The following is a 24,339-nucleotide window of genomic DNA, read 5'->3' as shown; positions in this document are numbered from 1 at the left end:
CCTTCCGCCGTTCGTAGCAGTAGACCCCGCGGCGGGGACCGATGTGACCGGAATGGCCGTGATCTGGGTCATCCGGCAGCGGCGCGCAGGACGTCGGCCAGCAGGGCCGCGGGCTCCGGCATCGGCCCCGGGAGGCGCGCCAGCACCACTCGCCGCCGCTCCGACGGGCCACCGCGCACGTCCAGCACCCGTACTCCCGGCGGCACGGCCTCGGCCAGCGAAGCGGGCAACGTCGTCAGCCCGCACCCGGCGGCGACCAAGTTCAGCTTCGCCAGCCAGTCGCGGGCGGTGTGGGCGATCTCGGGCCGCTCGTCGAGCCCCGGCCAGACACCCATCAGCGTCTCCTCCCCCGACGGCGGGCCGGCGATCCAGCGCTGCCCGCGCAGGTCCGCGACGTCGACCGGGCCGGCACCGGCCAGTGGGTGGCCCGCGGGCACGGCGAGGCGGAGGCTGCGCTCGGCGAGCGTCTCCAGGCGCAGCGCCGGCGTCTCGGCGTCCGGCGGGCGGAACGGCGGGACCGAGCCGAGCACGGCCAGATCGACGGTGCCCGCGCGCAGCGCCCGGACGAGGACCGGGGTCGTGCCCTCCCGGGTGACGACGGTGACGGCGGGGTGCGTGCGCCGCAGTTCGGCGACGGCGCGGGGCACCAGGACCGCGCCCGCGCTGGGGAACCAGCCCAGGCGGACTGTCCCGGCGTCGGCGGGCAGCCCGGCCAGCTCGCGCCCGGCGGCGTCGATCTCGTCGAGCACCGCGATCGCCCGGCGCAGCACGATGTTCCCGGCGGCCGTGAGGCGGACGCCGCCGGGACGCCGCTCCAGCACGGGTGTCCGGGCCACCCGTTCGAGGGACGCGATCTGCCGCGACACCGCGGACTGGGTGTAGCCGAGCGCCGCCGCGGCCGCGGTCAGGGTGCCGCGTTCGGCGACCTCGCGGAACACGCGCAGGGCCACCAGGGAGACGTCACCGAAGTCCATGACGTTCACGCATACCAGGGTTGCTCGATTCTCGCTTTTCGCATGCCTCGGACGGACCTAGCGTGCAGGTATGACACGCATCGCCGTGGTGACCGGGGCCAACCAGGGCCTCGGCTTCGCCCTCGTCCGCGGCCTCGCCGCCCGGCTGGCTCCCGAAGACCTCGTCCTGCTCACCGGCCGCGACGCCGGGCGGGTGGCCTCGGCGGCCGCCACCGTCGCCGCCGATCCGGCCACGCGCAGCCGGGTCGAGGGCCGCGTCCTCGACGTCTCCGACGTTGCCGCGGTCGCCCGCTTCGCCGAGCCGGCCGACATCGTGCTTTCGAACGCCATCGGCCCGCTGTCCCCCGGCCGCCCGCAGGCCGAGCAGGCCGACGTGTTCCTCGACGTCGCCAACGGCGGCACCCACGCGGTGCTGCGGTCGTTCGGGCCGGTCCTGCGGCCGGGCGGGCGGCTGCTCGTCGTCGCCAGCTCGCTGGGCACCCTGGGCCACCTGCCCGAGCCGCTGCGGCCGCGCTTCGACGGCGTCTCGCTGGACGAAGTGGAGAAGGCGGTCGAGGACTGGCGCACGGCGATCCACGACGGCACGGCCGCCGAACAGGGCTGGCCGGACTGGATCAACGTGCCGTCGAAGGTCGCCCAGGTCGCGGCGGTGCGTGCGGTGGCGGCCGAACGCCGGGACGCCGACCTGGCCAACGGCACCCTGGTGGCGGCGGTCTGCCCGGGCCTGGTGGACACGCGGGCCTCCCGGCCGTGGTTCAGCGACTTCAGCCAGGCCCAGCCACCGGACGAGGCGGCGCGGGCGGTCCTGGACCTGGTGTTCGCCGACGTGGACCCGGCGACCTACGGCGAGCTGGTCCGGTTCGGCCGCGTGCTGCCGTGGACGAGCGGCTGACGGTCAGAGCACGCAGAACTCGTTGCCCTCGGGATCGGCCAGCACGAAGTGGTCGGGGCGGCCGTCCAGCTTGTCCTCGCGCAGGACGATCGCGCCCGCGGCGGTCAGCCGGGCGATCGCCTCCACGACCCGCTCCCAGCGCGTCTCCCACGGCACCTCGCGCCCGCCACCGGCCTGGACGTCCAGGTGGACGCGGTTCTTCGCGACCTTCCCTTCGGGGACCTTGAGGAAGCTCAGGCTCGGCAGGACGCCCTCGGGATCGGCCAGGTACGCGCCGTCGCCCCATTCGCCCTCGGGCACGCCGTGCTGGGTGAACCACGCTTCCCAGCTCACGAACCCCGCCGGGGGCGGGCGTTCGATGTAGCCGAGGGCCACCGCCCAGAACCTGGCCAGTGCGCGGGGGTCCGCGCAGTCGATCGTCACGCTCCAGCGCACCGTCACGGGGTGGAGCGTAGCCGCGATGGGCAGCGGGCACCGCGCGTAACAAGACGGAATGTCTCCACGACATCCCCGGCACGTTGCACCGGCCGAGAGGGTGGGCGAGCATTCGCATGGACATCGCCGTTTCCGTGAACGACCCAGCGCTCCAGGAGTCTTTGCTCGACTGGCTGCGCGGCGATCCCGAGCTGGGACCGGCGGTGCGGAAACGCTACGCGGCCCCGAAGCCGGGCGAACTGGGGACGATCGCGGACGCGGTTGTCATTTCGGTCGGCAGCGGCGGGGCCCTGACCGTGCTCGCCTCCGCGGTGAAGGCGTGGGTTCAGCGGCCCCGTGGCAAGCACGTCGTCCTCCGGGTGCGCCGTGGCGAAAGCGGCGAGGAGACCACGATCGATGCTGACCGAGTCGGCTCGGACGACATCGAAACGATTCTCGACCGCTTGTTCCGGGAGGGCGAATCGGCATGACGCTCGCGGTCCGGGAGGAATCGCGCGTCGTCCTCATCGGCACGTCCCAGTACACCGACGAGCGCCTCCCTCCCATTCCCGTGGTCGAACAGTGCCTGAACGACATGCGGGACGTCTTCACCGACCCGGACCACGGGCTCGTCCAGTCCGAGCACTGCACGGTTCTGCTCGACGAACCGGACATCGCCCAGCTGGGCCGGCGGATCCGGGACGCGATGGCGGGCGCGACGGGTCTCCTGGTCGTCTACTTCGTCGGCCACGGCATCATCGGCCGCCGGCACGAGCTGTACCTCGGCCTGCCCGAAAGCGACCTCGAAGACCCCACGTTCGGGTCCCTGTCCTACGCCGCGCTGCGAGACCGGATCCTGGACAGCCCGGCGCGCACGAAGGTCGTCATCCTGGACTCCTGCTACTCGGGCCGGGCGATGGGAGAAACGCTCGCCGATCCGGTCGGGGCGGTCGTCGGCCAGCTCGACATCGACGGCACCTACCTGATGACGTCCGCCCAGCGCGACCAGGTCGCCCTCGTGCTCGACGGCGAGCCGCACACCGCGTTCACCGGCCGGCTGCTGCGGGTACTGAAGACGGGGATCCCGGAAGCGGGCGAATACCTGACGGTCGACGACGTCTACCAGCACCTGTCGGCCATGATGACGGCGGCCGGGTTGCCCCGGCCGCAGAAGCGCGGGAGCCAGAATTCGGGCCGGTTCCGGATCGCGCGCAACCACGCCATCTCGGCCGAGAGCGAAGAGGATCTCGACGCGCGGATCGCCGAGATCGTCCGGCAGGGCCGGGCCGTGAGCTGGCCGGCGCAGCTACCGGACCTGGAGAAGATCCTCGCTCGCCAGCAGGCGCTCCTCGGCGATCGGCACGGGAAGGTCTGGCGGACCGAGCAACTCGTCGCTCACGCGATCGGCGAGGGCGGCGACCCGGCGGAGGCGATCGACCGGCTGCGCACCCTGCTCGCCCGGCAGTCCGCCGAACTCGGCAACGAGCACGCCGGCACGCTGCGGTCGCGGCATCTCCTCGCGGTGAACCTCGGCGAGTCCGGGTTGCGAGACGAAGCGATCTCCCTGCTTCGCGCGCTGCTGCCGGATATGCGCCGCGTCCTGGGTCACCTGGACCCGGCTTGCTGGCGAGCTCAGCACGTCCTCGCGATCAACCTCGCCCTGACGGGCCGGGTCGAGGAGAGTGCCGCGCTCCTGAGGGAACTGCTCACGATGCAGAAGATCCATCTGGGCGAAGACGCGCCGCAGACCGGCTGGGTGCGGCGCGACCTGACACTGCTCTCGCCGGAGGTCGCCGAGCATGTTTGAACGGTTCACCGATCACGCGCGAAACATCATCGTTCTGGCCCAGCAGGCGGCCTGGAGCTTGAACCACAACCAAATCGGGACTGAGCACCTCCTCATCTCGATGGCCGAAGAAGCTGGAGGAGTCGCCAGTCGCGCACTGCGACACCACGGTCTCACTGCTGAGGTGATCCGCGGGGAGGTACAAGAGGTCGTCGGCCTGGGCGCCGTGCCCACCGAGGGGCACCTTCCGTTCACGCCTCGAGCCAAAAAGGTTCTGGAGCTCGCTCTACGAGAGGCCTTGCGGATCAAAGACAAGCACATCGGAACCGAACACCTCTTGCTGGGTCTGATCCGCAAAGGCGACGGGGTCGCCATTCAGGTACTGACCAACCTCGGCATCCCACTCCAGGACCTTCGGCAAACCGTCCTGAACTTCGCCTCCGATCCGGAAACGACTCGGGCAGCCGAACCGGCGAAACAGGCGCCGAACCGGCCGTCGCCGCCGGGACAGCTGGGGCGCAGTCTCACCGGCCTCGCCCACGACGACGCACTGGATCCGATCGTCGGCCGGACCAAGGAGATCGACCGGCTCGTCCAGGTCCTCTGCCGCCGGACGCGGCACAACCCGGTGCTCGTCGGCGAGCACGGGGTCGGCAAGACGGCGATCTTCGACGGTCTCGCCCAGCGGATCGTCACCGGTGAAGTGCCGGCGCGGCTCAAGGGCAAGGAGGTGCACGCCCTCTCGCACGATGGCCGCGACGACGGCGATCTGCGCAAAGCGCTGGCCGAAGTCCGGACCCGCGACGACGTCATCCTGGTGCTCGACGACATCTCGGATCTGCTGCACGGCAACCACTCCGAGATCCTGAGCGCGGCTGTCCTGCACGGTGACGTCATCGTCGGGTGCACCGCGACACCCGAAAGCTATCGCCGGGTGAACGCGGAAAGCCCCGTCCTGGCGCAACTGTTCCAGCCCGTCCAGGTGGTGGAAATGTCTCCGGACGCGGCGGTGGCGGTGCTGCGGGTCATGCGCGACCGGCTGGTCGACCACCACCACCTCACGATCGAGGACGAAGTGCTCGCCACGGCCGTGGGGCTGGCCTCGCGGTACGACCGGCAGCACCGCCTGCCGAGGAGCGCCATCGATCTCATCGACGAGGCCTGTGCCCGCACCACCGGATCGCCGAACCTGAGCGAGGCCGACCTCAGCCGGACCATGCAGGACCTGCGCAACGAGTGGAAGATCGAGGCGGAGCTCCTGGGCCGGATCGAACCGGCCTACCGCGGGCAAGCGGCGCGGCCGGTGCCGGAAGCATTCCTGCAGGTCTACGGCGGGGTGGACACCGAGATCTGGCGGATCGGCTGAGACCACCCGCTGGAACGGATGGCGACGCCTCCGACCCGGCCGTACGGTGAACCACGATGAGTGAACGCAGCTGGGGCTTCCGCACCCGTGCCCTGCACGCGGGCGGTACGCCCGATCCCGCCACCGGCGCGCGGGCCGTGCCGATTTACCAAACCACGAGCTTCGTCTTCGAAGACGCCGCCGATGCCGCGAACCTCTTCGCGCTGCAGAAGTACGGCAACATCTACAGCCGGATCGGGAATCCGACCGTGGCCGCCTTCGAAGAGCGGATCGCCAGCCTCGAAGGGGCCATCGGCGGGGTCGCCACCGCGAGCGGGCAGGCCGCGGAGTTCCTCACCTTCAGCGCGCTCACCGAGGCCGGCGACCACATCGTGTCCGCGAGCGGGCTCTACGGCGGCACCGTCACCCAGCTGACCGGCACACTCCGGCGCTTCGGCGTCGAGACGACCTTCGTCAGCGGCGGCATCGACGACTACGCCGCCGCCATCACCGACCGGACGCGGCTGCTCTACACCGAGGTCATCGGCAACCCCGGCGGTGGCATCGCCGATCTCGCCGCATTGGCGGACCTCGCGCACGCCCACGGCATCCCGCTGGTCGTCGACGCCACGCTGGCGACGCCGTACCTGTGCCGCCCGATCGAGCACGGCGCCGACATCGTGCTGCACTCCGCGACGAAGTTCCTCGGCGGGCACGGGACGACGCTCGGCGGGATCATCGTCGAGTCCGGGAAGTTCGACTGGGGCAACGGGAAGTTCCCGCGGATGACCGAGGCCGTCGACAGCTACGGCGGCCTGAAGTACTGGGAGAACTTCGGCGAGTACGCGTTCTGCACCCGGCTGCGCGCCGAGCAGCTGCGGGACATCGGCGCGGCACTCTCGCCGCACTCGGCTTTCCTGCTGCTGCAAGGGGTCGAGACGCTGCCGCAGCGGATGGACGCGCACGTCGCCAACGCCAGGACGGTCGCCGAGTACCTCGAAACCGACCCGCGCGTGGCCTGGGTGTCCTACGCCGGGCTGCCGTCGCACCCGCACCACGAACTGGCCCGGCGCTACCTGCCGGCCGGACCCGGTGCGGTGTTCTCCTTCGGCATCGACGGCGGCCGCGCGGCCGGCGAGAAGTTCGTCGAATCGGTGGAGCTGCTGTCGCACCTGGCGAACGTCGGGGACGCGCGGACGCTCGTCATCCACCCGGCGTCGACCACGCACGCGCAGCTGTCGGAGGAGCAGCTCGCCGCCGCGGGTGTCGGGCCCGACCTGATCCGGCTGTCGGTCGGCCTGGAGGACGTCGACGACATCCTCTGGGACCTCGACCAGGCGCTGGGCAAGGCGGTGGCCGGATGACGCATGACGTCAGCGCGGTCGAGCGCCGCGCGATCCTGCAGCGGACGAAGTCGGTGACGCTGGTCGGCGCGTCCGCCAACCCGGCGCGGCCCAGCTACTTCGTCGCGACCTACCTGCTCTCGTCGACGCGCTACGAGGTCGAGTTCGTCAACCCGCGCCTGGACACGCTCTTCGGGAAGCCGGTCTACGCGTCGCTGAAGGACGTCCCGGGCACACCCGACCTGGTCAGCGTGTTCCGCAGGCACGACGACCTGCCGCAGGTCGCCGAGGAGGTCATCGACGCCGGCGCGCGGACGCTGTGGCTGCAACTCGGGTTGTGGCACGAGCCGGTGGCCGGCCGGGCCCGGGAGGCCGGGCTGGACGTCGTGATGAACCGGTGCGTGAAGATCGAGCACGCGCGCTTCGCGGGCGGGCTGCACCTGGCCGGGTTCAACACCGGCGTGCTCAGCTCGCGGCGGCAGTCGGCACCGTAGGGGAAGACGACGGCCGGGGTGGTCGACGCCGTCCTGTTGTCGCACGACCAGCACCCCGACAACCTCGACGACCGGGGCCGCGCATACCTCGCGACGGTGCCGTTGACGCTGACCACGCCCAGTGGGGCCGAGCGGCTCGGCGGGACAGCGCAAGGCCTGGGCCGTGGGATTCGGCGCGGGTCGGGCCGCTGACGGTGACGGCGGTTCCGGCGCTGCACGGGCCGGAGGGGGCTTCGCGGCTGAGCGGGGACAACGCCTCGGTGTGACGCCGGGCAGGCTCGCCGCACGTCTTGAATGACTCATTCATGGCGTGGGAGGTCATGAATGAGTCATTCAAGACGTTGCTGCGCCGCGGCCGGGGAGCCCACGACGGGCCGGCTCAGCGCCGTGAGAGGCTGGCGGCATGGCCAAGCCGACTCCGCTGCAGTTCCGGAACGTCCTCGTCGCCGTCCTCGCGGCGGGGGGCTTCGTCTGGAGCATCGTCGTGGGCTTGGAGTGGTGGGTGAGCGCGATCGTCGGCTGCGCCTGCGTGCTGTCGCTCGCCTCGGCCTACCTCAACCGGCCCGGCGCGAACTAGCGGGTCTTCGCGAACCGGGCCTTCAGGTTCGTCCGGCCCGCTTCCGTGAGCCGCCCGAACAGCCGCAACCTCGCCAGGCCGCCGTCCGGGTAGATGTCCAGCCTCGCCTCCGTCACCTCGGGGCCGTCCGGTAGCGCGAACCGATGCCGGGTGTCCGGCTGCAACCGCGTCTTCGGCAGCAACTCCACCCACTCGCCGTACGTCTCGCGGCCGCTCACCGACGCCCAGCCCGGCGCGTTGCCCTTCAGGTTGCTCGTGTCCAGCTCCGCGAACCGGACGATCCCGGCGCCGGCCAGCCGGAGCGTCACCCAGTCGTTGCCGGCGTCGCGGCGGCGGGCCGTCTCCCAGCCCTCCGCCTGATGGGCCGCCAGCCCCGGCGAGAGGATGTTGTTCGGCGACGAATAGAACCGGTTGCTGCAGCCCGTGACGATCGCGCCGTTCTCCAGCGCCGCCAGGTCCAGCGCGTCCAGGTCGAGCAGCGCCGGGTCCGGGATCGGCGCGCCGTGCACGCGCAGGCGCGCCACTCCCCCATCCGGGTGCTGGGTCAGCCGCACGTGCGTGTAGCGCCGCGAACCGTTGACCGCGTAGAAGTTCTCCGTGTGGCCCGCGGCCGGGGCGTGGTCGACCACGACGTCCCACTCCGCCGAAGCCACCGACGCCGCCGACGGGTAGCCCGGGAGCGACGCCGCCTCAACCGAAACGTGCGGGGGGTAGTTGCCCTTGAAGAACGCCGTGTCGACGATGACGCCGGTGATCGTGCCGGCCAGGCCGAGCCGGACGATGGCCTGGTCGTCGCCCGGTTCGCGGTGACGGCGGGTCTCCCAGCCGTCGTAGACCTGGCCCTTCGGACCGAACGTCTCCGCGCGGTGCGCCGGTACCCACGGGTTGACCAGGTTCTCCTTCTCGGCGAACAGCTCGTCGGTCGCCCACATCACCGTGCCGCCGAAGCGGCGGGACGCGAGGTCGGGCAGTTCTGTCCACTCCGGACGGTCGGTCACCAGAGCCTCCATTTCAGCAGTTGCCCCGGGTCAGCAGCGCGCCGCGCGGCTCGTCGCCGGTGATTTCGGTGCCCCGCAGCCAGGTCGAGCGCACGACGCCGGCGAGCGGCCGCCGGTCGTAGGCGCTGACCGGGTTGCGGTGCTTCAGTTTCGCGACGTCGACCACGAAGGCTTCGTCCGGCGCGAACACGCAGAAGTCGGCGTCGTACCCGACCGCCAGGTGCCCCTTGCGGCGCATCCCGGCCTGCGCGGCCGGGCGCTCGGCCATCCATGCAGCGACGTCGGTGAGCGCGAAACCGCGCTGCCGCGCCTGCGTCCAGATCGCCGGCAGCCCCAGCTGGAGACTGGAAATCCCGCCCCACGCCTGGCCGAAGTCGCCGCTGTCGAAGCGTTTCAGCTCCGGTGTGCACGGCGAGTGGTCGCTGACGATCGTGTCGATGACGCCGTCGGCGAGGCCCTGCCAGAGCAGCTCGCGGTTGGCCGCCTCCCGGATCGGCGGGCAGCACTTGAACTGCGTCGCGCCGTCGCGGATCTCCTCGGCGACGAAGCTGAGGTAGTGCGGGCAGGTCTCCGCCGACAGGGCCACGCCGTCGCGGCGCGCCGCGGCGATCAGCGGCAGCGCGTCCGAAGAGGACAGATGCAGGATGTGCGCCCGCGCCGAGTTGCGCCGGGCCGCCTCGATGACGTGGGTGATCGCGAGGTTCTCCGCCTGCCGCGGGCGCGAGTGCAGAAAGTCGACATAGCGACCGCCGTGCGGCTGGGGCGCTTCGCCGATCTCGTGGGCGTCCTCGGCGTGGACGATCATCAGCGCGTCGAAGGAACTCAGCTCCCGCAACGCTTCGTCGAGCCCGGCCGGATCGAGCGGCGGGAACTCGTCGACGCCGGAGTGCAGCAGGAAGCACTTGAAGCCGAACACCCCGGCGTCGTGCAGACCTCGCAGGTCTCCGACATTGCCGGGGATCGCGCCGCCCCAGAAGCCGACGTCGACGTGCACCCGGCCGGTCGCCGCCTTCCGCTTGACCTCCAGCGCCGCGACGTCGACGGTCGGCGGCAGGCTGTTCAGCGGCATGTCCACGATCGTGGTCACCCCGCCCGCCGCGGCCGCGCGGGTCGCCGTCTCGAAGCCCTCCCACTCGGCGCGGCCGGGGTCGTTGACGTGGACGTGCGTGTCGACCAGCCCCGGCAGCAGCACGACGTCGTCGCCGAGGTCGAGGACGCGGTCGCCGGCCAGCGCCGCGCCGCCGGGTTCGACCGCGACGATCCGGCCGCCGTCGATGCCGACGGTCGCCGGGACTTCGCCCGCGGGCGTCACGGCCCGTGCGGCGCGCACCACAAGATCCATCCGAAAGCCCTTCGCCGGGAGGATGACCACCGCCGATTTCACAGAACGGAAAGACGGTTTCGCTCAACGACAGTAACCACGGCCCGCGCCGCTCGTCAACGACGGACGCGGCGCGTTACGGTCATCCCTGTGCGGCTTGAAGCGGAGTTCACCAGCGAACCGTTCCACGGCGAGGGTTCGCCGCCCGAACACGCCGTCGCCGCCCGCGACGCCGCCGCGGAAGCCGGGCTGGACACCGATTTCGGCCCGCTCGGCACGCTCGCCCGCGGCGAGGCGAAGGAACTGCTCGAAGCTCTCCCGGCGATCGCGAAAGCAGCGCTGGAGGGCGGCGCGACGCGGGTCACGCTGCAGCTGCGCCGGGCCGACGACCCGGGGAGCGCCCCCGTCGTCGAGCTGAACGACGCGCTGGCCCGGCTGATCGCCGACGTCGAGCGGGAACTGGGCGCCAAGCTGGGGGAACTCGACCGCGCGGGCAAGCAGCGCGCGGTGCGGCTGCTGCGCGAACGCGGCGCCTTCGGGCTGCGGAAATCCGTCTCGTCGGTGGCGGACGCGCTGGGCGTCACGCGGTTCACCGTCTACAACTACCTCAACCGGGAAGCGGACTGACCAGCGCTTTCAACAAAATGTTGACGGAACTCCGGCGCCGACGTACGGTCAGCCCGTGCTGCTCACCGACTTCAACACCGCCGACGTCCGCCCGCTGCTGACGGAATGCCTCGCCGTGCCCCGGTGGGTCGACACCGTGCTGGCCGGGCGCCCGTACGCCGACGTCGACGGGTTGAAAGCCGCCGCCGACCTGCCGTTGAGCAGCGACGAGATCCGCCAGGCCATGGCCGCGCACCCGCGGATCGGCGAGAAACCGGCGAGCGGCTGGGCCCGGTCGGAACAGTCCGGTGTGGACAATGCCGGGGCGTTCGCGGCGGCGAATGCCGAATACGAAGCCAAGTTCGGGCACGTCTACCTGGTCTGCGCGAGCGGCCGCAGCGGCGGCGAACTGCTGAAGATCCTCCGCGAACGACTGAACAACGACCCGGCGACCGAACTCGCCGTCGCCGGCCGTGAGCTGCTGAAGATCGCCGAACTCCGACTCGCGAAAGCGGTGACCGCGTGAGCCTCGTGACCACCCACGTCCTCGACACGGCGACCGGCCGTCCGGCACCGGGGATCACCGTCCGCTTCGAGACCGCCGAGGGCAAGCCGATCGCCGAAGGCCGTACCGACGACGACGGCCGCATCCGCGACCTCGGCCCGGAAACCCTGGCGCCCGGCGGCTACCGCCTGATCTTCGACACCGGCGCCTACCTGGGTCCGGACGCCTTCTTCCCGGAGGTCGCGCTGACCTTCCGGATCGCCGACGCGAGCGCGCACCACCACGTGCCGCTCCTGCTCAGCCCGTTCGCCTATTCGACCTACCGAGGGAGCTGACCGTGGCCATCACCCTGGGCCCCAACCAGTACGGCAAGGCGGAGGTCCGTCTGGTCACGGTGCGCCGCGACGGCCCGGTGCACCACCTCAAGGACCTGACGGTGTCGACGTCGCTGCGCGGCGAGCTGGCCGCGACGCACCTGACCGGCGACAACGCCGGAGTGCTGGCGACGGACACGCAGAAGAACACCGTGTACGCCTTCGCGAAGGAAGCACCGGTCGGCGAGATCGAGGACTTCGGCCTGCGCCTGGCCCGGCACTTCACCGGCACGCAGGAGAACATCACCGGCGCGCGCGTCAAGATCGACGAGCACGGCTGGGACCGGATCCCGGTCGGCGGCGAGCCGCACGACCACGCGTTCAGCCGTTCCGGCGACGAGCGCCGCACGACGGCGGTGACGGTCCAGGGCGACCGCGCGTGGGTCGTGTCCGGTATCGACGGCCTGACGCTGCTGAAGTCGACGGGCTCGGAGTTCCACGGCTTCCCCCGCGACGAATACACGACCCTCTCCGAGACCACCGACCGGATCCTGGCCACCGCCGTCACGGCCAAGTGGCGCTGCCAGGGCGAGGACATCGACTGGGCGTCGAGCCACCGCGAGATCCGGCGGGTGATGCTGGAGACGTTCGCGACGAAGCACAGCCTTTCGCTGCAGCAGACGCTGTATGCGATGGGCGAAGCGGTGCTGAAGGCCCGTGAAGAGGTCGCCGAGGTGCGGCTGTCGCTGCCGAACAAGCACCACTTCCTGGTGGACCTGAGCCCGTTCGGGTTGAAGAACGACAACGAGGTGTTCTACGCGGCGGACCGGCCGTACGGGCTGATCGAGGGCACGATCCTGCGCGACGACGCCGAAGACCCGGGCCCGGCCTGGGACCTCCACTGAACGCCGCTTTCACGTGAAAGCGACGGGCGTAGCTTTCACGTGAAAGCAACGTTGATAGAACGCTCTATCATCGAGGGGTGGCAGGGACCAAGGAACGCATCATGGCCGCCGGCGCCGAGCTCTTCCGGCGCAACGGCTACGCCGGCACCGGCCTGAAGCAGATCGTCGCCGAGGCCAACGCGCCCTTCGGGTCCCTCTACCACTTCTTCCCCGGCGGGAAAGAGCAGCTCGGCGAAGAGGTCATCCGCACCTCCGGGCTCGCCTACATCGCCCTCTTCGACCTCTTCATCGGCCCGGCCGAAGACCTCGTCAGCGGGATCGAGGCCTTCTTCGCCGCCGGGATCGCGACCCTCGAAGCGACCGATTACGTCGAAGGCTGCCCGATCGCGACCGTCGCCCTCGAGGTCGCCTCCACCAACGAGCCGCTGCGGCAGGCCACCGCCGACGTCTTCACCGCCTGGATCGACGCCGGGACCGAGAAGTTCGCGAAGTTCGGGCTCAGCCGGGAAGCCGCCCGGACGCTCACCATCACCGCCGTCAACAACCTCGAAGGCGCCTTCGTCCTCTGCCGCGCGCTGCGGGACACCGAAGCCATGGCCGTCGCCGGGGCCGCGACCGTCGACGTCGCCCGACGGCTCGAAAGTGCACAACTTTAGTCGGGAATTGAACGCAAGTCACCAACATGGCGCTTGACCACTCAGCAAGCAACAGCGTAGTGGTCTAGTCCTCCTGCCTCACACCGTCGTTCGGTTGGAGCCGCCATGCGCCGAGTCCTTGCCGCCACCGCAGCCGCAGCAGCCATTTCCGCGATGCTCACCAGTCCGGCCGAAGCCCTCGAGAACGGCCTCGCCCGCACCCCGCCGATGGGCTGGAACACCTGGAACACCTTCGAGTGCACCATCAACGAAACCCTCGTCGAGCAGACCACCGACCTGATGGTCAGCTCCGGGTTGCGCGACCGCGGCTACACCTCCGTCAACCTCGACGACTGCTGGATGACCTGGTCCCGCGACGCGAGCGGCAACCTCGTCGCGGATCCCGCGAAGTTCCCCAGCGGCCTCAAGGCGCTCGGCGACTACATCCACGCCCGCGGGATGAAGTTCGGGATCTACGAAGACGCCGGCACGATGACCTGCCAGGGTTACCCCGGCAGCCTCGGGCACGAACAGGCCGACGCGAACCTCTTCGCGAGCTGGGGCGTCGACTACCTCAAGTACGACAACTGCCACAACGACAGCACCACCCAGCAGGACTACGTCCGGCGCTACTCGGCGATGCGGGACGCGCTGCTCGCCACCGGCCGCCCGATCACCTACAGCATCTGCGAATGGGGCTACTTCGACCCCGCGAGCTGGGCCGCGGACGTCGGCAACCTGTGGCGCACCACCGGGGACATCACCAACAACTGGGGCAGCATCGACGCGATCTACCGCCAGAACGTCGGCCTCGCCTCCGCCGCGAAGCCGGGGGCCTGGAACGACCCGGACATGCTCGAGGTCGGCGACGGCATGGACTTCCAGGAGGACCGCGCGCACTTCACGCTCTGGGCGGCGATGGCCGCGCCGCTGATCGCCGGCGCGGACCTGCGCTCCGCCAGCGTCGCCACCTTCTCGACGTACTCGAACCCGGACGTCATCGCCGTCGACCAGGACCCGCTCGGCAAGCAGGCCACGCGGATCGCCACCGGGAACGGCCTGGACGTCCTCGCGAAACGCCTCCAGGACGGTGCCGTCGCCGTCGTGCTGTTCAACGAAAACAGCACCACGAAGACCATCTCGACGACGGCCGCCGCGGCCGGGCTGCCCGCCGCGGCGAGCTACCGGCTGACCAACCTGTGGTCGAAGGAGCTGACCACGAGTGACGGCACGATCAGCGCGAACGTCCCGTCGCACAGCACCGTGATCCACCGCGTCGAACCGGGGTCCGGCACCAGCATCGGCACCACCCAGCCGATCCAGGGCGCGTCGTCGGCGCGCTGCATCGACATCGAAGGCACCATCGCCGACATCCGGGACTGCGACGGCGGCACCGACCAGGCCTGGACCTTCACCAGTGCCGGCACACTCGAAGCCGACGGGCTCTGCCTGGACGCCGAGAAGGGCGGCACGACCGCCGGGACGAAGCTCGTCGCCTGGACCTGTCACGGCGGCGCGAACCAGAAGTTCAAGCTCGAAGCCGACGGCTCGATCAGCCAGGCCGGGCTGTGCGTCGACGTCACCGGCGGCGACAAGCCCGCCGGCAACGTCAACGGCACGCAGCTCGAACTGTGGAACTGCAACGACGACGCCAACCAGAACTGGCTGCTCAAGTCCCCGTGAGGTGCTCCGGCCGCACCGGGACGCGGGTGAGCGCGAGCCCGGTCGCGGCCCGGATCGCGGCCACGATCGCCGGCGTCGACGAGATCGTCGGCGGCTCCCCCACGCCGCGCAGGCCGTACGGCGCGTGCGGGTCCGGGCGTTCGAGGACGTCGATGATCATCGGCGGCATGTCCAGCACCGTCGGGATCAGGTAGTCGGTGAAGGAGGGGTTCCGGATCTTCCCGCCGGAGGTCTGGATCTCCTCCATCACCGCAAGCCCGAGCCCCTGCGCCGAGCCGCCCTGGATCTGGCCGAGCACGGCCTGGGGGTTCAGCGCCTTGCCGACGTCCTGGGCGCAGTCCAGCGCGACCACCTTGACCAGGCCCAGCTCGGTGTCGACGTCGACGACCGCCCGGTGCGCGGCGAACGCGTACTGCACGTGCGCGTTGCCCTGGCCGGTCTCCGGGTCCACCGGGTACGTCGGCCGGTGCCGCCATTCCACGGTCTCGTCGTGGACGTCGTCGCCGAGGACGTCCACGAGGTCGGCGACCACCTGACCGTCGGCCGCGACGAGCTTGCCGCCGACGACGCGCACCCGCTGGTCGAACCGGGACAGCAGCCGCGCCCGCACCGCCACGCAGGCGGCCTGCACCGCCCCGCCGGTGACGTAGGTCTGGCGCGACGCCGACGTCGAGCCGCCGTTGCCGATCGAGGTGTCCATCGGCAGGATCGTCACCTGCTCGACGCCGAGTTCGGTGCGGACGATCTGCTGCATGATCGTCACCAGGCCCTGGCCGACCTCGCAGGCCGCGGTGTGCACGGTCGCGGCCGGCTCGCCGCCGACCAGCTGCAGGCGCACCCGGGCCGTCGAGTAGTCGTCGAAGCCTTCGGAGAAGCAGACGTTCTTGATCCCGACGGCGTAGCCGATGCCGCGGACGACGCCTTCGCCGTGCGTCGTGTTCGACACCCCGCCCGGCATGTGCCGCAGGTCGAACGGCCGTTCCGGCGGCATCGGCATCTCGCGCACGCGGGCCAGCAGCTCGGCGACCGGCGCTTCGGCGTCGACGACCTGGCCGGTCGGCATCAGGTCGCCCTCGCTCATCGCGTTGCGGACGCGGATGTCGACAGGATCCAGTCCACAGGCGACCGCCAGCTTGTCCATCTGCGACTCGTAACCGAAGGCCGCCTGCACCGCACCGAATCCCCGCATCGCGCCACACGGCGGGTTGTTTGTATACACACCCCAGCAGTCGACCGAAATACTGTCGACTGCATACGGTCCGACGCCGAGCGTGGCCGCGTTCGCCACCACCGCGCCGGTCGAGGACGCGTACGCGCCGCCGTCGAGGTACAGGCGTGTCTTCACGTACACGAGCCGGCCGTCGCGGGTGGCGCCGTGCTCGTAGTACATCTTCGCCGGGTGGCGGTGGACGTGCCCGTAGAAGGACTCTTCGCGGTTGTAGACCATCTTCACCGGCTTGCCGGTGTGCAGCGCGAGCAGGCACGCGTGCACCTGCATCGACAGGTCCTCGCGGCCGCCGAACGCCCCGCCGACGCCGCCGAGGGTCAGCCGCACCTTCTCGATCGGCAGTCCCAGCGCGGCGACGATCTGCTGCTGGTCGACGTGCAGCCACTGCGTGGCGACGTACAGGTCGACGCCGCCTTCGGTGTCCGGCACCGCGAGCCCGGACTCCGGGCCGAGGAAGGCCTGGTCCTGCATACCGACCTCGTAGACACCGGAGACGACGACGTCGGCGCCGGGATCCTGGGGACCGCGTCGGATCTTCACGTGCCGGACGACGTTGCCGCCTTCGTGCAGTGAAGGCCCTTCGCCCGCGACGGCCGCTTCGGAGTCCGTCACCGGCTCCAGCTCTTCGTACGTGACGACGATCCGTTTCATCGCGCGGCGCGCGGTCTCCGGGTGGTCGGCGGCGACCAGCGCCACCGGCTCGCCCTGGTAGCGCACGATGTCGGACGCGAGCACCGGCTGGTCGGTGTGCTCGAGGCCGTAGCGGTTGAGGCCGGGGACGTCCTCGTGCGTCAGCACCGCGTGGACCCCGGGCACGGCCAGGGCTTCCGCGATGTCGATGCCGGTGATCCGGGCGTACGGGTGCGGGCTGCGCAGTGTCACGCCCCACACCATGTCCTCGTGCCACAGGTCCGAGGAGTAGGCGAACTCGCCGCGGACCTTCACCGTGCCGTCGGGCCGCCGCGGCGACGTGCCGACGCCGTTCGCGGTCGTGGTCGTCGTCGTGACGGAGGTGGTGCTGGTCATCTGCCCTCCCGCAACCGAAGGCTCGCGGCGGCCAGCTCGCGGGCGATGGCGGACTCGTCGGCTTCGCGCAGGGTGCCGTCCTCGACGACGGCCTTGCCGCCGACGAACAGCCGGCGCAGCGGTGGCGTGGTGCCGAGCACCAGCGCCGCGACCGGGTCGGTGATGCCGACGTAGTTCAGCCCGGTCAGGTCCCAGACGGCCAGGTCGGCGAGCTTCCCGGGTTCGAGTGACCCGAGGTCGTCGGCGCGGCCGAGGCAGCGGGCACCGCCCATCGTGCCCATCCACAGCGCTTCGCGCGTGGTCAGGCCGCGGGGCCCGCCTCGCTGGCGGGCCTGCAGCAGCGACTGGTGGAGTTCTTCGCCGAGGCCGCCGGATTCGTTGGACGCGGCGCCGTCGGCACCCAGCCCGACCGGGACCCCGGCGTCCAGGAGGTCGCGGACGGGCGCGATGCCGGCGCCGATGCGGCCGTTGGACGTCGGGCAGTGCGCCGACCCGGTGCCGGTCGCGCCGAACCGGCGGATCGCCTCGGGCGCGAGGTGGATGGTGTGCGCGAGCCAGACGTCGTCGGCGAGCCAGCCGAGCTTGTCGGCGTACTCGGCGGGCGTGCAGCCGGCTTCGGCGAGGCACTGCTGCTCCTCGTCGACGGTCTCGGCGAGGTGGGTGTGCAGGCGGACGCCCTTGCGCCGGGCCAGCTCGGCCGCGCCGGACATCAGCCGCTCGGTGACCGAGAACGGGGAGCACGGGCCCGCCGCGATCTGCAGGTGGGCACCCGCGGAGTCGTCGTGGAAGCGGTCGATCGCCGCTTCCGTGCCGGTTAGGGCGTCCTCGGTCGACTCGACCAGGTTGTCCGGCGGCAGGCCGCCGTCGGACTCGCCGCGGTCCATCGACCCGCGCACGACGTGCAGCCGGACGCCGATGCGCTGCCGGGCCGCGGCCAGCGCCGCGACCTGGTCGCCGCCGTCGTGCGGGAAGACGTAGTGGTGGTCGGCGACGGTGGTGCAGCCGGTCAGCGCCAGCCGCGCCATCCCGGCGGTGCCCGCGACGTGCGTGATCTCGTCGTCGAGGCGGCTCCAGACCGGGTAGAGCGCGACCAGCCACTCGAAGAGCGTGTGGTCGGCCGCCAGTCCGCGGGTCGCCCACTGGTAGAGGTGGTGGTGGGTGTTGATCAGGCCGGGCGTGACCAGGCAGCCGGAAGCGTCGATGCGTTCGTCGAACTCGCCGGTGTACACGCCGTCGCCGACGGCGGCGATCCGGTCGTTCTCGACGACGACGTGCCCGCTCGCGTACTCCTCGCCGGTGATGGTGGCGATGGCCGCGTTCGCGATGAGCGTCCTCACGCGACTGTGTCCTTTCCCAGAGTCCCCTTGGCCACCGCGCGCACCGCGTCGAGGATCTTCTCGTAGCCGGTGCAGCGGCAGAGGTTGCCGGCCAGGGCTTCGCGGATCTCCTCGTCACTCGGATCGGGGACACGATTCAGCAGGTCGTGCGCGGCGACGACCAGGCCGGGGGTGCAGAACCCGCACTGCACCGCGCCCGCGTCCACAAAGGACTGCTGGACCGGGTCGAGGGTGTCGCCGTCGGCCAGCCCCTCGACCGTGCGCACCCCGCGGCCCTCGGCCTGCCCGGCCGCGACCAGGCAGGCGCACACCGGGACGTCGTCGAGGTAGACCGTGCAGGATCCACATTCGCCCTGCTCACAGGCGTTCTTCGAACCCGGCAGCCCGAGCCGTTCGCGCAGCACGTAGAGCAGGCTTTCGCCTTCCCAGACGTCGTCCGCCTGCCGTTCTTCACCGTTGACCGTCACATTCAGGCGCATGCGCGCTCCCCCGTCCGGTGTTCGTCCCAGGCCCAGGTCAACGTACGCCTCGCGAGGACCCCCAGCGCGTGCTTCCGGTACGCGGCGCTGCCGCGGACGTCGTCGATCGGCGCGGCGGCCGCGCCGACCAGGTCGCCGAAACGGCGTTTCAGGGAGTCCGGCAGCGGCTCGGGTGACGTCCACGGCAGCTCGGCGGCCAGGAAGTCCTCCGCGTCCCGGGCGCGGCGCGGCGTCGGCGCGGCCGAGCCGATCGCGGCGCCCACCACGCCTTCGCGCAGCGACAGCGCGAAGGAGCAGACGGCGATGACCATCGCGTTGCGCGTGCCGACCTTGGCGAACTGCTGCGGCCCGGCGTGCGCGGGCAGGTGGACGGCGGTGATCAGCTCGTCCGGCTCCAGTGCGTGGCGTTTCACGCCGACGTAGAACTCCTCCGCCCGGAGGAGGCGGGTCCCCCGCACGGAGGCCACCTCGACCCGTGCGTCCAGCGCGAGCAGCACCGGGTGGGTGTCCCCGGCGGGGGACGCGGCGCCGAGGTTGCCGCCGACCGTGCCGCGGTTGCGGATCTGCGGGGACCCGACCGTGCGCGACGCCATGGCCAGCGCGGGGACGGATTCACCCAGCTCGGTGATGACCCGGGAGTACGGGACGCCGGCGCCGAGCCGGACCGTGCCGCCCGAGTGGTCCACAGTGGACCACTCGGTCAGCTCGCCCACCCGGGTGAGGTCGAGCAGGGCCTCCGGGCGCCGGTGGTCGAAGTTCAGCTCGACCATGACGTCGGTGCCGCCGGCGATCGGCACGGCGTCCGGCCGCTCGGCCTTGAGGGCCAGCGCCTCGGCGAGCGTCGTGGGACGCAGGAACTCCACTGGTTGCTCCTTCGTGAGCGCGGTAGACCAGTAGACGACGGATCACGGCCGGGCGGCAACGGCAGCACGCATGAAACGCACAGGAGCGGACGCGGGGGCGTTTGTGCTTTCCTACAAGCCTCATGACGACGGTGAAAACTCTGCTGGGCCTCGCCGGCCTGCGGCTGCGCCCGCGGGCCGGGACCGACCTGCTCGACCGGCCGGTGACGCGCATCTACGTCACGGAGCTGTCCGACCCCGGACGGTACCTCTCGGCCGGTGAGCTGGTGCTTTCCGGCCTGCTCTGGTGGCACGCGCCGGGCGACGCCGAGCCGTTCGTGGCCGCGCTGGCCCGTTCGGGCGCGGCGGCGCTGGCCGCCTCCGGCGCCGACTCGGGCGGCATCCCGGACGACGTCGTCGACGCCTGCGTCCGGCACCGGATCCCGCTCCTCGAAGTGCCCGCCGACCTGTCGTTTTCGGTGATCACCGAGCAGGTCGTGCTGGCGCTGGCGGCCGCGTCCGACAGCGCGCGCAAACGTTTGCAGGCGGCCGCGGAGGCACCGGTCGAGACACTGGTGGAGCGCGCTTCGGCGGAGCTCGGGCTGCCCTGCTGGGTGCTCTCGGGACTGGGTCGAATCGTCGCGGGCACGGCCCCGCTGCCGATGCCGCCCGAGGACGTCGTCCGCCGGTACGCGGCCCGCGAGCCCGGGCCGCTGACCCTGGTCCCGGTCGAGGGGCGGCACGCGGTGCCGTGGCTGATCGCCGTCGGCGGGCAGGTGAGCACCGCGCAGGCCGAGCTGGCCGAGGAGGTCGCGGGGCTCGTCGGGGTCACGCGGGCGCGTGCCGCCCGGCCTGCCGTGGCGTTGCCCGAGGAGGTCTGCGTTGTCGCGTTGCGGACCGAAGGCAGCGATGAGAGCCGGGACGTGCTGAGCGAGTTGCTGCCGGCTGCGCTGCTGCTCGAAACCTCGGGGGAAACGTCGTACGCGGCGGCCGCGGCAGCACCCTCGCCCGGCGGGCTGTCCATTGTGGAACCACTGCTCCGGGCCTCGCGGATCCTCTGCGGGGTCAGCGATCCGGGCCCGCGGGACGAGGCCGTGGCGAGTTCGCGCTACGCCGTGGAGGTGGCGGCGCGGAAGACGGGCCGGGTGGCGGTGGTCCGGGCCGGTGAAGTGGAGGCGCACGAGCTGCTGCTGGCCGGCGCGCCGGACGGGGTGCGCGCGGCCTTGCGCCGCCGGGTGCTCGGGCCGCTGCTGGCCTACGACGCCGAGCAGCACACGGATCTCGTGCACACGGTCCGGGTGTTCCTGGAGTGCTCGGGCTCGCCCACCCGGGCGGCGAAGGCGTTGCACGTCCACGTCAACACGCTGCGCTACCGGATCGGGCGGGCCGGCGAATTGCTGGGCGTGGATCTGACGGAGTTCACCGATCAGCTCGACGTGTACCTCGCGTTGCGCGCCGGGGAGGAGGGGGGAGGATGAGGGCGTGGACCCCGAAATCGGTTCGGCCCGGCAGGCGGCGGACGACGCCCGCGTGCTGGCCTTCGGGCAGCTGCAGGGCGCGGCGCACCGGCTCGGGTACCTGCTCGGGCGGGCGCTGGAACGCGAATGCGGGATCACGCACCTGGTGTACGAAGTCCTGCTGATCGTGGGCCGGACCGGTGAAGACGGGCTGACCATGCGCTCGATCGCCCAGGAACAGGTGCTCACCACCGGTGGGGCGACCCGGCTGGTCGACCGGATGGTGGCGATCGGGCTGGTGACCCGCACGGCTTCCCCGAGCGACCGGCGGGTGCAGCTCGTCCGGCTGACCGAACTCGGCGAGGAGACGACCGTGCGGGCCACCCGCGTGCACGTGGAAAACATCGAGCAGTTCTTCTTCGGGCCGCTGCCCGAGGACCACCGGGAGCGGTTCGCCGACGACCTGCGGACGTTGAGCCACTTCGCCCGGGACGCGCTCCCGCGGCTGCGTTAAGCCGCGACCGGCGTCGCTCCGTCCAGGGTCTCCCGCAGCTTGTCCCGGTCCAACTGGCCTTCCGACTTCGCCACCACGAACGTCGCCACGCAGTTGCCGAGCAGGTTGACGAACACGCGCATCGAGTCCATCAGCCGGTCCGCGCCCAGCAGCAGGGCCACGCCCGCCACCGGGAACGCGCCGATCGCCGCGGCCGTGGCCGACAGGGCCAGGAAGCTCGAGCCCGGGACGCCCGCCATCCCCTTCGACGTCAGCATCAGGATCAGCACCGCCAGCAGCTGCTGGCCGAGGGTCATTTCGACGCCGAACGCCTGGGCCAGGAACACCGTGCAGATCGACAGGTAGATGGTCGCGCCGTCGAGGTTGAACGAATACCCGGTCGGGACCACCAGCCCGGTCGCCCCGCGCGAACAGCCCGCGTCGGTGAGCTTGACCATGATCCGCGGCAGCACCGACTCCGTCGAGGCCGTGCCCAGCGCGAGCAGGAACTCTTCACGCGCGTAGCGGAGGAACTTCCAGACCGAGACCCCGGCGTAGAACCGGGAAATCGCGGCGAGGACGAGCGTGAAGAGCACGGCCGCGCCGTAGCAGGCGGCGATCAGCTTGGCGTAGGTGCCCAAAGTGGACAGACCGTACTGGCCGATGATGAACGCCATCGCGCCGAACGCGCCCAGCGGCGCGACCCGCATGATCCAGCCCATCACCTTGAAGATGACCTGCTGCACCTGGTCGAAGAAGTCGAGCACCAGCGGCGCCCGCTCCCGCCCGATCGCGGCCAGCGCCACCCCGAAGAACACCGCGAACACCAGCACCTGCAGCAGCTGGTTCTGCGCGAAGGCGTTCACCACGCTGTCGGGGATGGTGTGCAGCAGGAAGTCCCCGATCGACGGCAGCTGCCCGCCCTTGGTCTGGGCGGTGACGGCGTGCGGGTCCAGCGTCGCCGGGTTGATGTCGAGCCCGGCGCCGGGCCGGAAGACGTTCGCCACGACCAGGCCGAACAGCAGCGCGAACGTCGTGACGACCTCGAAGTAGACGATGGCCTTGAGTCCGATTCGTCCGACCGCTTTGATGTCGCCGACGGCCGCGATCCCGGTCACCACGACACAGAAGATCAGCGGCGCGATGATCATCTTGATCAGCCGGATGAACCCGTCCCCGACCGGCTTGAGCTGGGCGCCGAGCACCGGCCAGAAGTGCCCGACCAGCACGCCCGCGACCACCGCGACGAGCAGCTGCACGAACACCGACGTCCACCAGCGCTTCTTGTTCTCCACCATGGCCGGACCCTAAGCATCGGATGTTCCAGTGGTGTTAACGCTCGCGGTGACGTACCCGACGCCCGGAAAAGTCACTCCGGCAGACTGAGCCGGTGGGCAAGCGGAAGCAGGTTCGCGTCGGCCCGCCGCCGACGACGGTCGAGGAATTCGGTGACGCGCTGCTCGCGGCGACCCCTGGGGACGCCGATCGGCTGGCGCCGGGGTTCACGCTGCCGCCCGAACTCGCCGAAGCCGCGGACCGGGCGGGACAGCACCTGATCGGCCGGGCGTGCCGACGTGGCTGGCTGCCCGAAGACCTCCACCAGGCCGCGCAGCGCCACCTCGACGAGTTCGCCGGCTCGTACCTGCTCGACACGCTCGCCGCGTACGCCGGGCAGTTCACCGTTGTGCACCCGGAGTGGCGGGAGCAGCTCGACGCGGCGGGCGCCGTCCGCTGGTGGACGGAGACCGAGCCGCACCTGCCGCAGTGGGCGGCGAAGCACATCCTGACGCCGTCCGAAGCCGTGGCGGCGGTCATCGACGCCTTGGGCCTGTTGCGGATCCTGCCGAGGCTGACCGTCGTCCTACCCGCGCCAGGGACCCCGCTCGAGCGTCCGGTGCGGCACCACGTCGACGAAAAGAAGCTGAGCCGGGTCCGCGCGCTGCTGGCCAAGGCCGAGTCGAGCTCGTTCCCGGAAGAGGCCGAGGCGCTTTCGGCCAAGGCGCAGGAGCTGATGACCCGCCACGCGCTCGACCGCGTGCTGGTCGAGGCGGGCGCGGCGCCGGACACCCCGGCGTCCCGGCGGTTCTGGCTCGACACGCCCTACCCGGACGCCAAGTCGCTCCTGGTCCACGTGGTCGCGAAGGCCAACCGCTGCCAGGCGGTCTTCGACCCGCGTTGGGACTTCGTCACCCTCGTCGGCGACGAGGACGACCTGGACTCGGTCGCCCTGCTGACGACATCGCTGCTCGTCCAGGCGACCCGGGCGATGATCGCCGGTGGCCAGGAGGACCGCGGGCGCCGGTCCCGCGACTTCCGGAAGTCGTTCCTCGTCTCCTACGCCACCCGGATCGGCGAGCGGCTCGAGCAGGCGGCCGAATCGACGATCGCCCAGGAGCCGGACTTGCTGCCGGTACTGGCTTCGCACGAGAAGCAGGTGGCGGCGACGTTCACCGAGCTGTTCCCCGAAGTGGTGAACAAATCGGTGACCGTGCGCAGCCACGACGGCTGGGGTGCGGGCCGGGCGGCCGCCGACCGCGCCCGCCTGCCCGACTCCTGACCAGGTGGTCTGCCGCGGCTGGTCGTGAGTGGTAATTCGGGTTCTAACCCGAATTACCACTCACGACCAGCTGCGGCAGATCGGCAGGCCGGCGTCCAGGATTGTCCTGGCAGGCTGTCTTCGGCCGC

At 71.2% G+C, this 24,339-nt stretch carries 25 protein-coding genes and 1 pseudogene; 17 read left to right on the top strand and 9 right to left on the bottom strand.

The features are described 5' to 3' along the window. Positions 1–68 precede the first annotated feature (68 nt). On the bottom strand, positions 69–974 hold the full coding sequence (locus ACLJQF_RS47935) for a LysR family transcriptional regulator (RefSeq protein WP_410617303.1): 906 nt from the start codon (positions 972–974) through the stop codon (positions 69–71). Between the two features lie 70 nt (positions 975–1,044). On the opposite strand from ACLJQF_RS47935, the gene ACLJQF_RS47930 reads away from it, so the two are divergent. Then, positions 1,045–1,866: a carbonyl reductase gene (locus tag ACLJQF_RS47930; RefSeq protein WP_410617288.1), complete on the top strand. Its 822-nt coding sequence runs from the start codon at positions 1,045–1,047 to the stop codon at positions 1,864–1,866. Between the two features lie 3 nt (positions 1,867–1,869). Here ACLJQF_RS47930 and ACLJQF_RS47925 read toward each other — a convergent pair whose 3' ends face one another. Further along, complete coding sequence (locus tag ACLJQF_RS47925) at positions 1,870–2,307, bottom strand: VOC family protein (protein WP_410617286.1); 438 nt, start codon at positions 2,305–2,307, stop codon at positions 1,870–1,872. Between the two features lie 110 nt (positions 2,308–2,417). Between ACLJQF_RS47925 and ACLJQF_RS47920 the strand changes: the two genes are divergently transcribed. From ACLJQF_RS47920 to ACLJQF_RS47890, 7 genes and pseudogenes are all read left to right on the top strand, one after another. Next, positions 2,418–2,771: an effector-associated constant component EACC1 gene (locus ACLJQF_RS47920; protein ID WP_410617285.1), complete on the top strand. Its 354-nt coding sequence runs from the start codon at positions 2,418–2,420 to the stop codon at positions 2,769–2,771. Then, the gene (locus ACLJQF_RS47915) at positions 2,768–4,087 is read left to right on the top strand and encodes a caspase, EACC1-associated type (RefSeq protein ID WP_410617284.1); all 1,320 of its coding nucleotides are present in this window, start codon (positions 2,768–2,770) and stop codon (positions 4,085–4,087) included. Before ACLJQF_RS47920 ends, ACLJQF_RS47915 begins: the two co-directional genes overlap by 4 nt. Beyond that, positions 4,080–5,432, top strand: a complete 1,353-nt coding sequence (locus ACLJQF_RS47910; RefSeq protein ID WP_410617282.1) for a Clp protease N-terminal domain-containing protein — start codon at positions 4,080–4,082, stop codon at positions 5,430–5,432. The genes ACLJQF_RS47915 and ACLJQF_RS47910 overlap by 8 nt, the downstream gene beginning before the upstream one ends. Positions 5,433–5,488: 56 nt before the next feature. After that, positions 5,489–6,775, top strand: coding sequence for an O-acetylhomoserine aminocarboxypropyltransferase/cysteine synthase family protein (locus tag ACLJQF_RS47905; RefSeq protein WP_410617281.1), 1,287 nt, complete (start codon positions 5,489–5,491; stop codon positions 6,773–6,775). Next, complete coding sequence (locus ACLJQF_RS47900) at positions 6,772–7,248, top strand: CoA-binding protein (RefSeq protein ID WP_410617279.1); 477 nt, start codon at positions 6,772–6,774, stop codon at positions 7,246–7,248. Before ACLJQF_RS47905 ends, ACLJQF_RS47900 begins: the two co-directional genes overlap by 4 nt. A gap of 15 nt (positions 7,249–7,263) precedes the next feature. Next, positions 7,264–7,499: pseudogene (locus tag ACLJQF_RS47895) on the top strand (MBL fold metallo-hydrolase); the annotation flags it as partial. A gap of 152 nt (positions 7,500–7,651) precedes the next feature. Beyond that, positions 7,652–7,825, top strand: coding sequence for a hypothetical protein (locus ACLJQF_RS47890; RefSeq protein WP_410617278.1), 174 nt, complete (start codon positions 7,652–7,654; stop codon positions 7,823–7,825). On the opposite strand, the gene alc is transcribed toward ACLJQF_RS47890, so the two are convergent. Together alc and allB are read right to left on the bottom strand one after the other, a co-directional pair. Beyond that, positions 7,822–8,835, bottom strand: a complete 1,014-nt coding sequence (gene alc, locus ACLJQF_RS47885) for an allantoicase (protein ID WP_410617276.1) — start codon at positions 8,833–8,835, stop codon at positions 7,822–7,824. The two genes, ACLJQF_RS47890 and alc, sit on opposite strands and share 4 nt — an antisense overlap. Position 8,836: 1 nt before the next feature. Further along, the gene (allB, locus tag ACLJQF_RS47880; protein ID WP_410617274.1) at positions 8,837–10,165 is read right to left on the bottom strand and encodes an allantoinase AllB; all 1,329 of its coding nucleotides are present in this window, start codon (positions 10,163–10,165) and stop codon (positions 8,837–8,839) included. 129 nt (positions 10,166–10,294) lie between these two features. On the opposite strand from allB, the gene ACLJQF_RS47875 reads away from it, so the two are divergent. From ACLJQF_RS47875 to ACLJQF_RS47850, 6 genes are all read left to right on the top strand, one after another. Continuing rightward, a complete protein-coding gene (locus tag ACLJQF_RS47875) occupies positions 10,295–10,771 on the top strand; it encodes a helix-turn-helix domain-containing protein (RefSeq protein ID WP_103350130.1) in 477 nt (158 codons plus the stop codon). 55 nt (positions 10,772–10,826) lie between these two features. Continuing rightward, positions 10,827–11,276 (top strand): 2-oxo-4-hydroxy-4-carboxy-5-ureidoimidazoline decarboxylase, encoded by a 450-nt coding sequence (locus ACLJQF_RS47870; RefSeq protein ID WP_410617273.1) that lies wholly within the window; start codon positions 10,827–10,829, stop codon positions 11,274–11,276. After that, positions 11,273–11,590, top strand: a complete 318-nt coding sequence (uraH, locus tag ACLJQF_RS47865) for a hydroxyisourate hydrolase (RefSeq protein WP_410617271.1) — start codon at positions 11,273–11,275, stop codon at positions 11,588–11,590. The genes ACLJQF_RS47870 and uraH overlap by 4 nt, the downstream gene beginning before the upstream one ends. A gap of 2 nt (positions 11,591–11,592) precedes the next feature. After that, on the top strand, positions 11,593–12,474 hold the full coding sequence (gene pucL / locus ACLJQF_RS47860) for a factor-independent urate hydroxylase (RefSeq protein WP_410617269.1): 882 nt from the start codon (positions 11,593–11,595) through the stop codon (positions 12,472–12,474). 101 nt (positions 12,475–12,575) lie between these two features. Further along, positions 12,576–13,130, top strand: coding sequence for a TetR/AcrR family transcriptional regulator (locus tag ACLJQF_RS47855; protein ID WP_410617301.1), 555 nt, complete (start codon positions 12,576–12,578; stop codon positions 13,128–13,130). 105 nt (positions 13,131–13,235) lie between these two features. After that, complete coding sequence (locus ACLJQF_RS47850; protein WP_410617267.1) at positions 13,236–14,792, top strand: glycoside hydrolase family 27 protein; 1,557 nt, start codon at positions 13,236–13,238, stop codon at positions 14,790–14,792. Here ACLJQF_RS47850 and pucD read toward each other — a convergent pair. The 4 genes from pucD to ACLJQF_RS47830 are packed head-to-tail and all read right to left on the bottom strand — an operon-like array spanning position 14,779 to position 19,725. Continuing rightward, positions 14,779–17,046, bottom strand: coding sequence for a xanthine dehydrogenase subunit D (gene pucD, locus ACLJQF_RS47845; RefSeq protein ID WP_410617266.1), 2,268 nt, complete (start codon positions 17,044–17,046; stop codon positions 14,779–14,781). The two genes, ACLJQF_RS47850 and pucD, sit on opposite strands and share 14 nt — an antisense overlap. After that, a complete protein-coding gene (locus ACLJQF_RS47840) occupies positions 17,043–18,383 on the bottom strand; it encodes an 8-oxoguanine deaminase (protein ID WP_410617264.1) in 1,341 nt (446 codons plus the stop codon). The genes pucD and ACLJQF_RS47840 overlap by 4 nt, the downstream gene beginning before the upstream one ends. Beyond that, positions 18,380–18,862: a (2Fe-2S)-binding protein gene (locus tag ACLJQF_RS47835; protein WP_410617262.1), complete on the bottom strand. Its 483-nt coding sequence runs from the start codon at positions 18,860–18,862 to the stop codon at positions 18,380–18,382. The genes ACLJQF_RS47840 and ACLJQF_RS47835 overlap by 4 nt, the downstream gene beginning before the upstream one ends. Further along, positions 18,853–19,725, bottom strand: coding sequence for an FAD binding domain-containing protein (locus tag ACLJQF_RS47830; RefSeq protein ID WP_410617261.1), 873 nt, complete (start codon positions 19,723–19,725; stop codon positions 18,853–18,855). Before ACLJQF_RS47830 ends, ACLJQF_RS47835 begins: the two co-directional genes overlap by 10 nt. 122 nt (positions 19,726–19,847) lie before the next feature. Here ACLJQF_RS47830 and ACLJQF_RS47825 point away from each other — a divergent pair, with 122 nt between their 5' ends. Together ACLJQF_RS47825 and ACLJQF_RS47820 are read left to right on the top strand one after the other, a co-directional pair. Next, on the top strand, positions 19,848–21,182 hold the full coding sequence (locus ACLJQF_RS47825) for a PucR family transcriptional regulator (RefSeq protein WP_410617260.1): 1,335 nt from the start codon (positions 19,848–19,850) through the stop codon (positions 21,180–21,182). A gap of 4 nt (positions 21,183–21,186) precedes the next feature. Beyond that, a complete protein-coding gene (locus tag ACLJQF_RS47820; protein ID WP_410617258.1) occupies positions 21,187–21,675 on the top strand; it encodes a MarR family winged helix-turn-helix transcriptional regulator in 489 nt (162 codons plus the stop codon). Here ACLJQF_RS47820 and dctA read toward each other — a convergent pair. Then, on the bottom strand, positions 21,672–22,952 hold the full coding sequence (dctA, locus tag ACLJQF_RS47815) for a C4-dicarboxylate transporter DctA (protein ID WP_410617257.1): 1,281 nt from the start codon (positions 22,950–22,952) through the stop codon (positions 21,672–21,674). The two genes, ACLJQF_RS47820 and dctA, sit on opposite strands and share 4 nt — an antisense overlap. Positions 22,953–23,044: 92 nt before the next feature. On the opposite strand from dctA, the gene ACLJQF_RS47810 reads away from it, so the two are divergent. Then, positions 23,045–24,211: a DUF2786 domain-containing protein gene (locus tag ACLJQF_RS47810; RefSeq protein ID WP_410617256.1), complete on the top strand. Its 1,167-nt coding sequence runs from the start codon at positions 23,045–23,047 to the stop codon at positions 24,209–24,211. The last annotated feature ends 128 nt before the right edge of the window (positions 24,212–24,339 follow it).

Origin of the sequence: Amycolatopsis sp. lyj-109, assembly GCF_046548995.1 — a bacterium.
GTDB lineage: Bacteria > Actinomycetota > Actinomycetes > Mycobacteriales > Pseudonocardiaceae > Amycolatopsis.
This window is presented reverse-complemented; position numbering and strand designations above follow the sequence as displayed.